This is a genomic window from Pseudoduganella sp. R-31, from assembly GCF_049913235.1.
Taxonomy (GTDB): Bacteria; Pseudomonadota; Gammaproteobacteria; order Burkholderiales; family Burkholderiaceae_D; genus Rugamonas.
Genome location: NZ_CP183986.1, coordinates 6,090,947 through 6,103,606 on the forward strand (window position 1 = coordinate 6,090,947; position 12,660 = coordinate 6,103,606).

14 protein-coding genes are annotated in these 12,660 nt (G+C 63.3%); 5 read left to right on the forward strand and 9 right to left on the reverse strand.

Translation table 11 applies throughout. The annotated features are described in order from the left end of the window. Positions 1-137 precede the first annotated feature (137 nt). Positions 138-743, forward strand: coding sequence for an RNA pyrophosphohydrolase (locus tag ACN9MY_RS27740; RefSeq protein ID WP_057260876.1), 606 nt, complete (start codon positions 138-140; stop codon positions 741-743). 27 nt (positions 744-770) lie between these two features. Here the strand turns inward: ACN9MY_RS27740 and ACN9MY_RS27745 are convergent, their stop codons facing one another. Further along, positions 771-1,571 carry a hypothetical protein gene (locus tag ACN9MY_RS27745; protein ID WP_426164947.1) on the reverse strand — a complete coding sequence of 267 codons (801 nt, stop codon included), beginning with the start codon at positions 1,569-1,571 and terminating at the stop codon, positions 771-773. 65 nt (positions 1,572-1,636) lie between these two features. Here ACN9MY_RS27745 and ACN9MY_RS27750 point away from each other — a divergent pair, with 65 nt between their 5' ends. Beyond that, positions 1,637-2,062 carry a DUF1841 family protein gene (locus ACN9MY_RS27750; RefSeq protein ID WP_426164949.1) on the forward strand — a complete coding sequence of 142 codons (426 nt, stop codon included), beginning with the start codon at positions 1,637-1,639 and terminating at the stop codon, positions 2,060-2,062. Here the strand turns inward: ACN9MY_RS27750 and ACN9MY_RS27755 are convergent. From ACN9MY_RS27755 to ACN9MY_RS27790, 8 genes are all read right to left on the reverse strand, one after another. Continuing rightward, positions 2,046-2,282 (reverse strand): hypothetical protein, encoded by a 237-nt coding sequence (locus tag ACN9MY_RS27755; protein ID WP_426164951.1) that lies wholly within the window; start codon positions 2,280-2,282, stop codon positions 2,046-2,048. The two genes, ACN9MY_RS27750 and ACN9MY_RS27755, sit on opposite strands and share 17 nt — an antisense overlap. Continuing rightward, positions 2,279-2,524: a hypothetical protein gene (locus tag ACN9MY_RS27760; protein ID WP_426164953.1), complete on the reverse strand. Its 246-nt coding sequence runs from the start codon at positions 2,522-2,524 to the stop codon at positions 2,279-2,281. The genes ACN9MY_RS27755 and ACN9MY_RS27760 overlap by 4 nt, the downstream gene beginning before the upstream one ends. 90 nt (positions 2,525-2,614) lie before the next feature. Further along, entirely contained in the window at positions 2,615-3,061 is a 447-nt protein-coding gene (locus ACN9MY_RS27765; protein ID WP_426164955.1) for a hypothetical protein, read from the reverse strand. A gap of 68 nt (positions 3,062-3,129) precedes the next feature. Beyond that, positions 3,130-5,277 (reverse strand): molybdopterin cofactor-binding domain-containing protein, encoded by a 2,148-nt coding sequence (locus tag ACN9MY_RS27770; RefSeq protein WP_426336427.1) that lies wholly within the window; start codon positions 5,275-5,277, stop codon positions 3,130-3,132. Next, positions 5,274-5,741, reverse strand: coding sequence for a (2Fe-2S)-binding protein (locus ACN9MY_RS27775; RefSeq protein ID WP_426336428.1), 468 nt, complete (start codon positions 5,739-5,741; stop codon positions 5,274-5,276). Before ACN9MY_RS27775 ends, ACN9MY_RS27770 begins: the two co-directional genes overlap by 4 nt. A gap of 135 nt (positions 5,742-5,876) precedes the next feature. Then, complete coding sequence (locus ACN9MY_RS27780) at positions 5,877-6,218, reverse strand: c-type cytochrome (protein WP_426164959.1); 342 nt, start codon at positions 6,216-6,218, stop codon at positions 5,877-5,879. 11 nt (positions 6,219-6,229) lie between these two features. Then, the gene (locus ACN9MY_RS27785) at positions 6,230-6,550 is read right to left on the reverse strand and encodes a c-type cytochrome (protein ID WP_426164961.1); all 321 of its coding nucleotides are present in this window, start codon (positions 6,548-6,550) and stop codon (positions 6,230-6,232) included. 179 nt (positions 6,551-6,729) lie between these two features. Next, positions 6,730-9,636, reverse strand: coding sequence for an ImpA family metalloprotease (locus tag ACN9MY_RS27790; RefSeq protein WP_426164963.1), 2,907 nt, complete (start codon positions 9,634-9,636; stop codon positions 6,730-6,732). A gap of 378 nt (positions 9,637-10,014) precedes the next feature. Here ACN9MY_RS27790 and ACN9MY_RS27795 point away from each other — a divergent pair, with 378 nt between their 5' ends. The 3 genes from ACN9MY_RS27795 to ACN9MY_RS27805 are packed head-to-tail and all read left to right on the forward strand — an operon-like array spanning position 10,015 to position 12,628. Beyond that, the gene (locus ACN9MY_RS27795) at positions 10,015-10,869 is read left to right on the forward strand and encodes an AAA family ATPase (protein ID WP_426164965.1); all 855 of its coding nucleotides are present in this window, start codon (positions 10,015-10,017) and stop codon (positions 10,867-10,869) included. Then, entirely contained in the window at positions 10,869-11,465 is a 597-nt protein-coding gene (locus ACN9MY_RS27800) for a GNAT family N-acetyltransferase (protein ID WP_426336429.1), read from the forward strand. Before ACN9MY_RS27795 ends, ACN9MY_RS27800 begins: the two co-directional genes overlap by 1 nt. Further along, complete coding sequence (locus ACN9MY_RS27805; protein WP_426336430.1) at positions 11,459-12,628, forward strand: vWA domain-containing protein; 1,170 nt, start codon at positions 11,459-11,461, stop codon at positions 12,626-12,628. Before ACN9MY_RS27800 ends, ACN9MY_RS27805 begins: the two co-directional genes overlap by 7 nt. The last annotated feature ends 32 nt before the right edge of the window (positions 12,629-12,660 follow it).

The following is a 12,660-nucleotide window of genomic DNA, read 5'->3' on the forward strand; positions in this document are numbered from 1 at the left end:
AGAGTTATAATCGACCTAATTTTAAAGGATTAGCTGGCCCGATGCGTCCAAACTTTATACAAAGAGCGCTATTGCAGTTGGATTTGTAGTCAAAAATATAAGAGGACGCCTCGGCCACAGAAAGTTTGAGGTGCAATATGCTCGATCGTGAAGGGTTTCGCCCCAACGTCGGCATCATCCTGCTCAACTCGCATAACGAGGTGTGGTGGGGCAAGCGGGTGCGCGAGCACTCGTGGCAGTTCCCGCAAGGCGGGATCAAGTACGGTGAAACGCCGGAGCAAGCAATGTATCGCGAGCTCGAAGAGGAAATCGGCCTGCGTCCGGAGCACGTCAAGATTATCGGCCGCACGCGCGACTGGTTGCGTTACGAGGTGCCTGATCACTTCATCAAGCGGGAAATCCGCGGCCATTACCGTGGCCAGAAGCAGATCTGGTTCCTGTTGCGCATGTGCGCGCGCGACAACGACGTGAACCTGCGCCTGACCGACCATCCCGAGTTCGACGCCTGGCGTTGGCATGATTACTGGGTTCCGCTGGACGTGGTGATCGAATTCAAGCGCGAAGTCTACCAGCGCGCCTTGCAGGAGCTATCGCGCTTCCTGACCTGGCCGGCGCATGGCGACCGCCGCCATTCCTCGCGCTACCTGCGCCAGCCGCATGGCCAGCGTGGACAGCGCAGCAGCGACAAGCCGCAGCAGCCCGCGGTGACGCCGCCGCCAACGGAACTGGTAACGAAAGAATGAAGAAGCTGCCCGAGAGGGCAGCTTTTTTTATGGCTGGCGCAAGGCCCAGCGCTGCGACACATAGTCGATCACCAGCAGCTTGCCCAGCAAGTGGTGCAAGCCCACCACGCCGGCGAGAGGTTCGCCAGGCTCGAAGCCCAGGCCCTCGCAATAGCCGGCCAGGAAGGCGGGCAGCTTGATGCTGTCGCCGATCTCCAGGGTGCGCGGCGCCGTTCCCATCACGCAAGGCAGCTGCCTGCCCCACGCGTTGGCAGAAAAGCGCCGCTCGTCGCGCAGCGCAGTGCCACCGGTCAGCGCGGCCATCGCCTGCGCCGAATGGCCGTTCAGGCCAAACGCCGCGGAGCCGGTATCGAGAAGGGCAGCCTGCGGCTCGCCGCCGGCCACGCGCACCGTCACCAGGGGCTGGCCGCCCGCCCCGCCCCAACGCGCGTAGCGCATGGCTTGCGCGTCCGCTGCCTGCTGCAGCGCCGCGCCCTGCTGCCAGCGGTAGCGCGATCCGGCCAGGTCGAGCTCCAGCGTGCCCTGTTCGAAGAATTCGTTGCCGATGGTGGCAATCACGCCTTCGGTGCAGCGCCCCTGCTCCAGCAAGGCAAGGCTGGCGGAGCTCGCGGCGACCGCACGACGCAAGCCGGCAAGTTCGAGCGTCACCTCCTTGCGTCCCTCGCCGCCCTCGCTATGCCAGACGACGGCGCCCGCGACACCGGTGTCGAGCTGCGCATAGCAATCGACGCCCTCGACCTTCACCGGCAGCACGATGGCGGCCGGCACCTTGGGCGCGCCTTCATAGAGCGCATGGTCGACAAAGAAAAACGGCAGGAATCCCGGCATTATCAAAAAAGCAGCGAAGAAAGGGGCGCAGGATACACCCTGGCGCAGCAAGGTACAATGGCGGCATGTTTACCCCGTCTTCCCACGACGTTCGCCGCTTCTTCTGCGACGTCTACCGCAAAGCCAACGCCAACGAAATCATGGACCCGATCGAACTGATCGCCCGCGACTGGATCATGGCGCACCCCGAGTACCACGACCAGTTGAAGGATGTGGAAGCGGCCATCGCCCGCGACTACTCGGTCGAAGGCAGCGAAGCCAACCCTTTCCTGCACCTGTCGATGCACCTGTCGATCACCGAACAGCTGTCGATCGACCAGCCGCGCGGCATTCGCGAAGCCTTTGTTGGACTGGCGCGCAAGCTGGGCACCGAACACGCCGCGCACCACGAAATCATGGAGTGCCTGGGAGAGATGATCTGGAATTCCCAGCGCCGCGGCGTGCCGCCGGACGGCGCGGCCTACGTGGAAGCGGTCAAGCGCCGGATTTGAGGAGCAGGCGCGCGGCGCCCGCCAAGCCATAGCCCGCAGCCAGCAACAAGGCGTAGCGCACGTCGGACATGGTTCGCGTCAGCTGCCACACCACCGCGGCCAGCAGCAGCATGATCGCTGCCGTTCCGAACAGGCCCAGCACAGCGCGTTTCCGGCTTACCGCCCGCGACTGCCAGATCCCCAGGGCCGCCAGGCAGAAGGCGGTAAAGTAAGCGATCACGCCTCGTCCACGCGGACGATAGGCATATGCCAGATCAGGGCGAACACCAGCGGGCTGGCGACTGCCGCGAAAATCACCGAGCGCACCAGGTGGTCGGAACCGGCTGCCAGCGCCGGGCCGACATTGATCAGCCACGGCAGCGTCGCAGCCAGCAGGGCTTGCGACTTGCGTCCCAGGCGGGCGATCAGGCACAGCATCAGCACTGCCACCCCGGCCAGCAATGCAGTAAGCAAGTACACCATCTCTCGGCACCTCCGCGATTTCTTGATACGGCCATGATAGACCACAGGTTCCTCGCGGAAACTATCCAATAATCGCAGTGCAGCAAATATTTATGCCGGCTTCCTGAACACGCAATAGCCGCCTGCCAGGCGGGCATCCGGCGCCGCGGCCAGGTGGCCATCGGACAGCAGGTAGATGCAGGAGCCTGCGCAGGCTTCCAGGTGCGCCAGCATCTCAGGCAGCGTGGCCTCGGCCGCAAAATCATCCCACGCCGTGCCGGCGCCCGCCCCGGCGCGCGGCGTCACGATGGCGTGGCTGGAGCCGAAGGCAGATGCCAGGCGCAAGGCAAGGCCCGCCAGCGCGGCGCGGCTGCCCATGCGCTGCAATACGCAAGGCCAGCAGAAAACGTCGTCGCGCAACTCAAGCGCCACCATATGCTGGCTGGCCTGGCGCGCGCTGGCCGGCAGTCCGCCAACCCGGCCCAGCGCCTTGTCGACGCGCCGCAACAGGCCGCGCGCTGGCAGCGCATGGCTGACGTAGATTGTCGAAGTTTCCATGTTGATTTCCTCCAAGCATCATGCTTTCCTTTAGCATAGACCATGAATGCCACATGGAAACTATCCAATCATTGCAGCCGCAGCCCGGCCTTGATCAAAGGCAAATCGGTGTAGCGCCGGCCGGTGGCGGCAAACAGGGCATTTGCCAGGGCCGGCGCCAGCGGGCCGACCGCTTCCTCGCCGACACCGCCGGGCGCCTCGTTGCTGTCGATGACCACGACGTCGATCTGCGGCGTTTCAGCCAGGGACAGCAGCTTGTAATCGCTGAAGTTCGACTGTTCCACCGCGCCATCCCTGACCGTGATTTCGCCGTAAAAGGCCGCGCTCAGGGCGAAGATGATGCCGCCCTCCACTTGGCCGCGGATGTTGCGCGGGTTGACCGCAATGCCGCAGTCGAGCACCGTGGTGACGCGGTGCAGCCTGACCCGTGATTCCGCGTCGACCGACAGTTCGACCACCTGGCCGATATAGGTGCCGTTGGCCCAGGTGAAAGCCATGCCGCAGTGGCGCCCGGGCAGCCTGTCGCCGCGCCAGCCGGAACGCGCTTCCAGCTGGTCGAGCACCGCGCTTTCGCGGCTGCCTGCCTTCATCAGGCTGCGCCGGTAATCAAGCGGGTCCTCCTTGGCGCGCAGGGCAAGGTCGTCCACGAAGGACTCGGTGGCGAAGACGTTCTGCGACGCGGCGACCGAACGCCAGTAGCCAAGCGGCACGCCGGCGTCGATGGTGTTGGTGCGGTGAGCGAAGCCGGGCAAGCCGTAGTGGCGGGTCATCAGCACGCCGACTGCGCTGCGGTCGAAAGGCCTGGCGTACTGCCTGTCCGCGCCGAATCGCGAGTAGTTGAACAGGGTGTCGCTCGCGCTGTCCATGCGCACGGCGGCCAGCGCACCGGCGGCGTCGAAGCCGGCGCGCAGGCGCAGCACGGCGGCCGGCCGGTGGTAGCCGTGGCGCATGTCTTCTTCGCGGCTCCACAGCAGCTTGACCGGCACGCCGGCTTCCTTCGCGATCAGGGCTGCCTGCACGGCGAAATCGGCCTCGATGCGGCGGCCGAAACCTCCGCCGCTTAGCGTCGTGCGGATCGTGACCGCTTCCGGCGCGATGCCAAGCGCCTGCGAGACATAGGTGCGGGCCGTGTCCTGCGCTTGCGTCGGCAGCCACAGTTCCGCCTTGCCGTCCCTGACGCTGGCGGTGCCGTTCATCGGCTCCATGGTGGCATGCGCCAGCAGCGGCACGCTGTAGGTCCGTTCCAGCCAGGCGATGGACCTGGCCACGCCTGCGTCGTGCGCGGCGCCGATGTCTTCGGCCTTGCCATTGCGCGGCACGACCAGGTCGCCCTCTTTCTGCACTGCCTCGCGCAGCAAATCGCGGTACGGGGCGCTGGAGTGCTTGCTGGCAGCGGCGAGGTTCCATTCCGGCTTGAGCGCATTGAGCGCTTGCTGCGCGCGCCAATAGCTGTCGGCCACGACAGCCACGGCATCGGGCAGGCGCACCACTTTCTTCACGCCGCGCTTTGCCAGCGCCGGCTGCGGGTCGAGCGCCGCCAGCTTGCCGCCGAAGTGCGGGCACTGCATGATCGCGGCATGCAGCATGCCGGGCACTTTCACGTCGATGCCGTAGACCGCGCTGCCATCGGTCTTGGCGGGCAGGTCGAGCCGGGCCACGTCCTTGCCCATGTAGCGCCAGCGCTGCTTCGGCATCAAGGGCGGATCGGCCGGTACCTGCTGGGCTGCCGCCAGCTGCACCAGCCTGGCATAGGGCAGCTTGCGGCCGCTAGGCTTGTGCAGTACGGCGCCAAGCTGAGTGTCGCATTCTTCGGACGGGACTTTCCACTCCGCGGCAGCCGCACTCACCAGCATCGCGCGCGCCTGGGCGCCGGCCTTGCGCAGTTGCGTGAACTGGCGCGCCACGCCGCCGCTGCCATAGGTCGCATATTCGCCCCAGCCGGCGTTGATGAACTGCTTTTCGAGCGGCGCCATTTCGATGCGCACGGTTTTCCAGTCCAGGTCCATTTCGTCGGCCAGCAGCTGGGCGATGGCGGTGCCGGTGCCCTGTCCTATTTCACTGGTGTTGGAGAGGATGGTGACGCTGCCGTCCGGCGCAATGCGCACCCAGCCCGGCGGCGGAAGCGGCGTCTCGGCCGCCGCAGCGACGGCCGGGCCGACGGCGAGCAGCAGGCCGCCGGCCGCCAAGGTCTTCAGGAAGTCGCGGCGGTTGCTCATGCCACCTCCTCCACCTTCATCCCCGCCGCACGCCTGATTGCGCGCCGCACGCGTGGATACGTGCCGCAGCGGCACAGGTTCGTCATCGCTTCCGCAATCTGCGCATCGGTCGGCCTGGGATGGGATTTGAGCAGCGCCGCCGCCGCCATCAGCATGCCCGACTGGCAGTAGCCGCACTGCGGCACCTGCTCCGCGATCCAGGCCTGCTGCAAGGCGTGCGAACGATCCGGCGACAAGGCTTCGATCGTCCTTACCCTACTCTTGCCGACCGCGCTGACCGGCATCACGCAGCTTCGCACCACCTGACCGTCGATGTGCACGGTGCAGGCGCCGCAAACGCCCGCTCCGCAGCCGTACTTGGTACCGGTCAGCCCCAGCGTATCGCGCAGCACCCACAGCAGCGGCATATCGCCCTCGACATCGGCCGTGCGGGCCGCGCCATTGATATCCAGCTTGTAAGCCATCGTCTCCTCCAAATGTTGGAGGAAGCTTAACAGCGGCCAGTGCGCGCGGCTCGGCGCTGTGACGAACGCCGGCAACCGTGGTTTAAAAATGCAAAAAGCCCGCACAGGGCGGGCTTCTCTTCAAGCAGCGCTGAATCAGCGCTTCAGGACCAGCGAACCTGGCAGCGAGTGCAGGTAGGCGGCGATGTCCTGGATGTCCTTGTTGGTCAGGGGCTTGACCTGGCCGGTCATGATCGCGTTGGAGCGGCCGTTCGGCGCGTCGCCGCGCTTGTAAGCGGTCAGCGCATGCTGCAGGTAATCCTTGTGCTGGCCGGCCAGCTTTGGATAGCTCGGGTCGATCGGGGAGTTGTAATCCTTGCCGTGGCAGGCAGCGCAGCTGTATTTTTCAGTCAGGGCCTTGCCATTTTCGATGCTGCCGCCAGCCAGGGCGCTGAACGAGACTGCGGAGCAGAACAGAGCGGTAATCAGTTTTTTCATGGTTCAGGGCCTTATTTCTGCTGGGAGTAGAACGCGGCGATGTCGGCGATGTCCTGGTCGGACAGGCTGACAGCGATACCCTTCATGGTCGGGTGCTTGCGCTCACCCTTCTGGTAGCCCTTGAGCGCGTTTTCAATGTACTTGGCAGATTGGCCGCCGATCATCGGCACCTGGAAAACTTCGGGGAAAGTCGCTTTGTAGCCTGGAATTGCATGGCAACCGATGCACATCTCGATCTTGCCTTTTGCGTTCTTGGCGTCGCCGACGATGTCCGCGGCGACGGCTGCCTGCGCAACTGCGGTCAGCGCGAGGAGTGCGAAGATTTTTTTCATAGGTGTGGGCTTTAGTCAGTTGAAATCGGACACTGCATTGCGCAACAAAACCGCTCCTTTGCGCCCTCAACCTGCGATTTTACCTTAGAAGTTGGCCAATCGTCCATAAGATGGAACAAGCAACAGCCTGAAACTGTGGTTTGCCAGGGCTTGCCATAACAGCAAGCCCTGGCTGGGCCTTAATAGCCGGCCGGATAGCTGGCAGTTGCACTCATGGTGACCGGCTGCCCCACGCCGCTGCCCGAGCTGATCAAGTCATTCATCGGGAAGAACAGCTGCGCTGCTGCCGGCAGGTTGTATGCCGCCACCTGGGCTTCCGCTGCTGCGCTGACCGTGATGCCCCACAGCTTGAACATCGGACGCATGTCGCGGCCAATCAGGAAGGAGCTCGAGACCAGCATGAAGTCGTTGCCGTCCATATTGGAAGGGTAGCTGGCGTAGGTGCCGAAGCCATAGCCCGATGCCACGCTGGCCCAGTTGCCCGAACTGGCGCTCATATTACGGTCCAGCAGGTATTGCAGGGTCGGCAGCTCCCAGCCGTCGACAAAGCTGCTGTTGTAATAGCGTGCGTATTCCACCAGCTGGCGATAGAACATGATGCGTACCGAGTTGTTGGCGGCGTAGCTGCTGTCGGACCAGGTGCTGTTGAACATGGCGTTGGCCGGATCGGCGGCAGCCAGCGCCGTCTTCAGGGCGCTGAACGCGGCGAAGCCGGTATCCGGGCGCGCCTTGAGCGGGGCGGCAATGCCTGCAGGCGATTGATTGAACTTGATCATCTTATGCACCGGGAAGATGTTGTTCGACACTTCCGTCGACTGGCCGCCGTAAATCTTCATGCGCCAAACCTGCAGGTTATGCCCGATCTCGTGCGACTCGCCCCAGCCAAGCGGCTCGAACGGCCAGTCCTGGTCATAAGGATTGCCGGAGCAGCCGTTGCCGCAAGCGGCATGCGAATCGGCGATCACGTTTTGCATGGTGTCGCGGCGGTGCTGGGTGCCGGTGCAGTCCCAGCCCAGGCTGTCGCACTTGGCCTTGACGCTTGGCGCCAGGCCCAGGAAGCCGCTGGAGGCGTTGAAGCCGGCCAGCTCGTAAGTATCCTTGATGGTGTACTTGAAGGTGGTGTCCGCCAGCCGCACCATATTGCCCTGGTAGTTGGAAATGGTGCGCTTGAACTTGTCCTTCTGCGACTGCACGGTCAGCGTATCGGTGGCAAAGACCACCCAGCCGGTCGGCGTCGTGTTGACGGCATCCTGGAAGGCCGCCACCTGCACCGGGTCGTAGGCATTGCGCAGGATAGGATGCGTAATCACGCCATCGACCTTCACGCTGACCGACTGTTCGCCGGCCACCGGCGCATCGATGAACAGGATCAGCGGACCGCCGTAAGGGCTGCTGATCACGACCGGCTTGTTCGGCTCCAGCGCGAAACGCGGCGAGCTGATTTGCGACGGACGGTCATAGGTGTTGAAGACCCAGGTGGTATCGCGCAGCATGTTCAGGCCGAAGCGTACGGTGTTGCCGCCGTTGTCGGTGCGGGTCAGGGTCACCTTCGTTCCCGGCATGACGTACAGGCCGGTCATGTATTGCTTGGTGCCGCTGCTCGGCAGGCCCGTGGTAACGGTGCTGGACACGGTCGGCGTGGTCGCCGGGAACAGGTCCGAGAAATTGCCCAGGTTCTTCGCGACGGTCGTGACGCTGCGGTTGTACATCACCGTCATGTCGGAGAACAGGCCGCGGAAAAAGTCCTGGCGGTTGGCGGTCCTGGTCATCGGGTAGGACAGGGCCGCACGGTATTTGTCGCCCAGCAGGACCAGCAGCTTCTCCAGCTGGTAGCCGGTCTGGGCGAACAATGGCGCCTGCGGGTTGTCCAGGTCCCGGATCACGTCCTGCACATCCTTGACCGGATTGCCGAATTCCGCCATGTACGCAACGTCATCCGAGCAGTCGATGCGGCCGCCGCTCGTGCAACCGCTCCAGCTGGTGGTGAAGTTGTTCTGGTTCAGGCGGTTGAGCAGGTTCTGGAACTTGCTCAGTTGCGGCGAATTCGCCGGCAAGGCCGCCGGGTCGAAGGACAACAGGCCTTGCTTGCTCCAGTAATTGGTTTGCTGGCTGAGACCGAAGTAATTCAGCAAGCGGTCGGACAGGTCGTCGCTGTCGCGGTAGTGGTGCAGGTACAGCACCGGAATGCCGCGCTTCTGGGCGTCGGCCACTGCCTGCATCACAGCCGCGCCATCATAGGCGCCCGGCCCCTGCTCGCGGCCAATCACCAGCAGGTCCGCGCTCTGCAGGCAGCCTGCCAGCGCAGCGCCGTCGCACACATTGTCTTTTTGCGTAGCGCCAGCCGCCAGGCCGTTGACGGTTGCCGTCGGCGACTTGGCAAAGAACCAGTCGCGCACCTTCTTCTCGTAAGGGAACCAATAGGTCTCGGTACCAGGCAGGTGCGCGGTAACGACCTTCAGGTTGGCCAGGCTGCTGCGCGCGGTCAACCAGGTCGCCAGGTTGACCATGAACTGGTCCATATTGGCGTTGCCCGGCACGCCCAGCGGATTGCCGCCAAAGGCGGCGTAGCGCGCATTGCTGCCCGGTGCAACGCCGGCGACCGCCAGGGCGGAACCGTTACCGGCGGCGCTGTCGCTATAGCTCCAGTTGGAAGGCAGGATAACGTGGTTGCGCGAGTTGTCGCCTACGCCGAAAACCGACGAATCATGGGTCGGGTTCCAGTCGATGAGCCCGACGCTGGAACTGGTCCGCTTGCCATCCGCGCCGAGCTGGAACAAGGCCTGCTTGAGTTCACCGTACTTGGCGGCCTGCCCTGATATCAGCGCCTGCGCCGCCTGCATGATTTCATCGGTCGTGGCGTACTGGGCATCACCGGCCGTCAACGCTGCGCTGACCCCGGTTTGACCGCTGGTCTGGCCGCCGGAAGGAGGCGTGGATGGCTGGCTGCCACCCGTTGCAGGATTGCCGCTACCGGTCGAGCCACTGCCAGGCGCACCGCTGGCGCCACTGTCGGAGCCGCCGCCGCAGCCAGCAAGGCCCGCCAACAAGGCGACCAGGGGAATTAATTGGAATAGGTTCTTATTCACACCAGCCCTTTATCTGAAGAATATTAGCAGTCGAAAAAATGTTGCCATATGGAAATGGCGGGAAGTATATCTCAAAAGGCAAGAGATATATCCGGCTAATTTTCGAGGGCACCCTCATTAGTGAGTAATTAGCAACAGAAGGCGGACATTTTGGCCAGAATCGGCAGAAATCATCGGGCAAATGCACGCTTGGCGGTGCGCCCGGCAGCAACCGCGAGTTTGCAAAACAATAAATACGCATTAACGCAATAGCATCAAATAAGAATATAAAAGTGCAACGGGATAATATAAAAAAGTTAATTGAAATCCGAGGACCGCGGCACCGCGCCAGGCCGCTCTGGCATATACTTCCATTGATCAACTCACTGGAAATTTTCTATGCACGCACCGCAACGCTTTGAAGGCTCGGACAACTACGTCGCCACCAATGACCTGAAGCTGGCCGTCAACGCCGCCCTCACCCTGCAGCGTCCCTTGCTGATCAAGGGCGAGCCGGGCACCGGCAAGACCATGCTGGCCGAAGAAGTCGCCGCCGCCCTCGACATGCCGCTGATGCAGTGGCATATCAAATCCACCACCAAGGCCCAGCAAGGGCTGTACGAATATGACGCCGTGTCCCGCCTGCGCGATTCCCAACTGGGCGATGAACGCGTGCGCGACATCCACAACTACATCGTCAAGGGCGTGCTGTGGCAAGCCTTCACCGCGCCGGAACCGGTGGTGCTGCTGATCGACGAGATCGACAAGGCCGACATCGAATTCCCGAACGACCTGCTGCGCGAACTGGACCGCATGGAGTTCTACGTCTACGAGACGCGCGAGATGGTCACCGCCAGGCACCGCCCGCTGGTGATCATCACCTCGAATAACGAGAAGGAACTGCCGGACGCCTTCCTGCGCCGCTGCTTCTTCCACTACATCAAATTCCCGGACAAGGACACGATGGAAGCCATCGTCAAGGTCCACTACCCTCACCTGAAGCAGGAATTGCTGGCCACCGCCCTGCAAACTTTCTACGAAGTGCGCGACGTGCCGGGCCTGAAGAAGAAGCCATCGACCAGCGAATTCCTCGACTGGCTGAAGCTCCTGATGGCCGAAGACATCCCGCCGGAAGTCCTGCGCGGCAAGGACCAGAAGGCGGCTGTCCCGCCGCTGCACGGCGCCCTGCTGAAAAACGAACAGGACGTGCACCTGTTCGAACGCCTGGTATTCATGTCGAGGACCAACCGCTGATGGACGCACCAACCCCGGTCACGCTGGAAGCCAACGGCCTGCGCCTGGAGCCGCTCGGACCGCAGCATGCCGACGCCCTGCGTGAAGCCGCGCAGGACGGCGAGCTGTGGAAGCTGCGCATCACCTCCGTGCCGGAACCGCACAAGGTGGCAGCCTACATCGCCACCGCCCTGGAAATGCGCCCTTCCCGGCTGGCCTTCGCCGTGGTGGATGCGGCCAGCGGCCAGGTGCTGGGCACCACCAGCTACCACGACATCGTGCCCGCCATCGACCGCGCCGAAATCGGCTACACCTGGTACCGCCGCAGCGTGCAGCGCACGCATGTGAACACCACCTGCAAGCTGCTCCTGCTGACGCACGCCTTCGAAACGCTGGGCTGCGCCGTGGTCGGCTTCCGCACCGATAACTTCAACCATGCCTCGCAGGCCGCCATCGAACGACTCGGCGCAAAGAAGGACGGTGTGATCCGCCACCACGCCGTGCGCCGCGACGGCACCGTGCGCGACACGGTCATGTACAGCATCGTGCGCGGCGAATGGCCGGAAGTGAAGGCGCAACTGCGCTACCTGCTGGCGCGGAGGGAAACGGCATGCTGATCGACTTCTTCTTCACGCTGAAAGACGCCAGGATCCCGGTCACGATCAAGGAATTCCTCACCCTGCTGGAAGCCATGCAAAAGCAGGTGCTGGAGCCATCGCTGGACGACTTCTACTACATGAGCCGCCTGTGCCTGGTGAAGGACGAGGCCAACTACGACAAGTTCGACCGCGCTTTTGGCCAGTATTTCAAAGGCATCAACGCCGTCTTCGACACCACCAAGGAGATCCCGCTCGACTGGCTGCTGCAGCGCATGAAGCGCGAGCTGACGCCCGAGCAGATCGCCGCGCTGGAGAAATTCGGCTACGACAAGCTGATGGACCGCCTCAACGAACTGCTGAAAGAGCAGAAGGAACGCCACGAAGGCGGCAACAAATGGATCGGCAGCGGCGGCACCTCCCCGTTCGGCAATGGCGGCACCAATCCCGAAGGCATCCGCATCGGCGGCAAGGGTGGCAACCGCACCGCGGTCAAAGTGTGGGAGCAGCGCACCTACAAGGACTACGACGGCGAGCGCGAACTGGGCACGCGCAACATCAAGGTCGCCCTGCGCCGCCTGCGCAAGTTCGCGCGCGAAGGCGCGGCCGAGGAACTGGCGCTGGACCAGACCATCCGCGCCACCGCCAACAATGCCGGCTACCTCGACATCAAGATGCAGCCCGAGCGCAAGAACAACGTCAAGGTGCTGATGCTGATGGACGTCGGCGGCACGATGGACGACCACATCGAACGCGCGGAAGAACTGTTCTCGGCCGCCAAGACCGAGTTCAAGAACATGGAGTTCTACTACTTCCACAACTGCGTATACGACTACCTGTGGCGCAGCAACCGCCGCCGCAACGCCGAACGCTTCGCCACCTGGGACGTGCTGCGCAAATACCCGCCCGACACCAAACTGATCTTCGTCGGCGACGCCACCATGAGTCCCTACGAAGTGCTGCAGCCCGGCGGCTCGGTCGAATACAACAACGAGGAAGCCGGCGCCGAATGGCTCGGACGCTTCACCTCGCACTTCCCGAAGTTCATCTGGCTCAACCCCGAGCCGGAAGGCCTGTGGCAATACCGCCAGTCGATCAGCGTCATCAAGCAGATCATGCAGAACCGCATGTTCCCCATCACCATCGAAGGCCTCGAGCGGGCCATGCGCATGCTCTCGAAATAAAAGTCGGGGTCAGGTCTGGCAATCCGCCACAT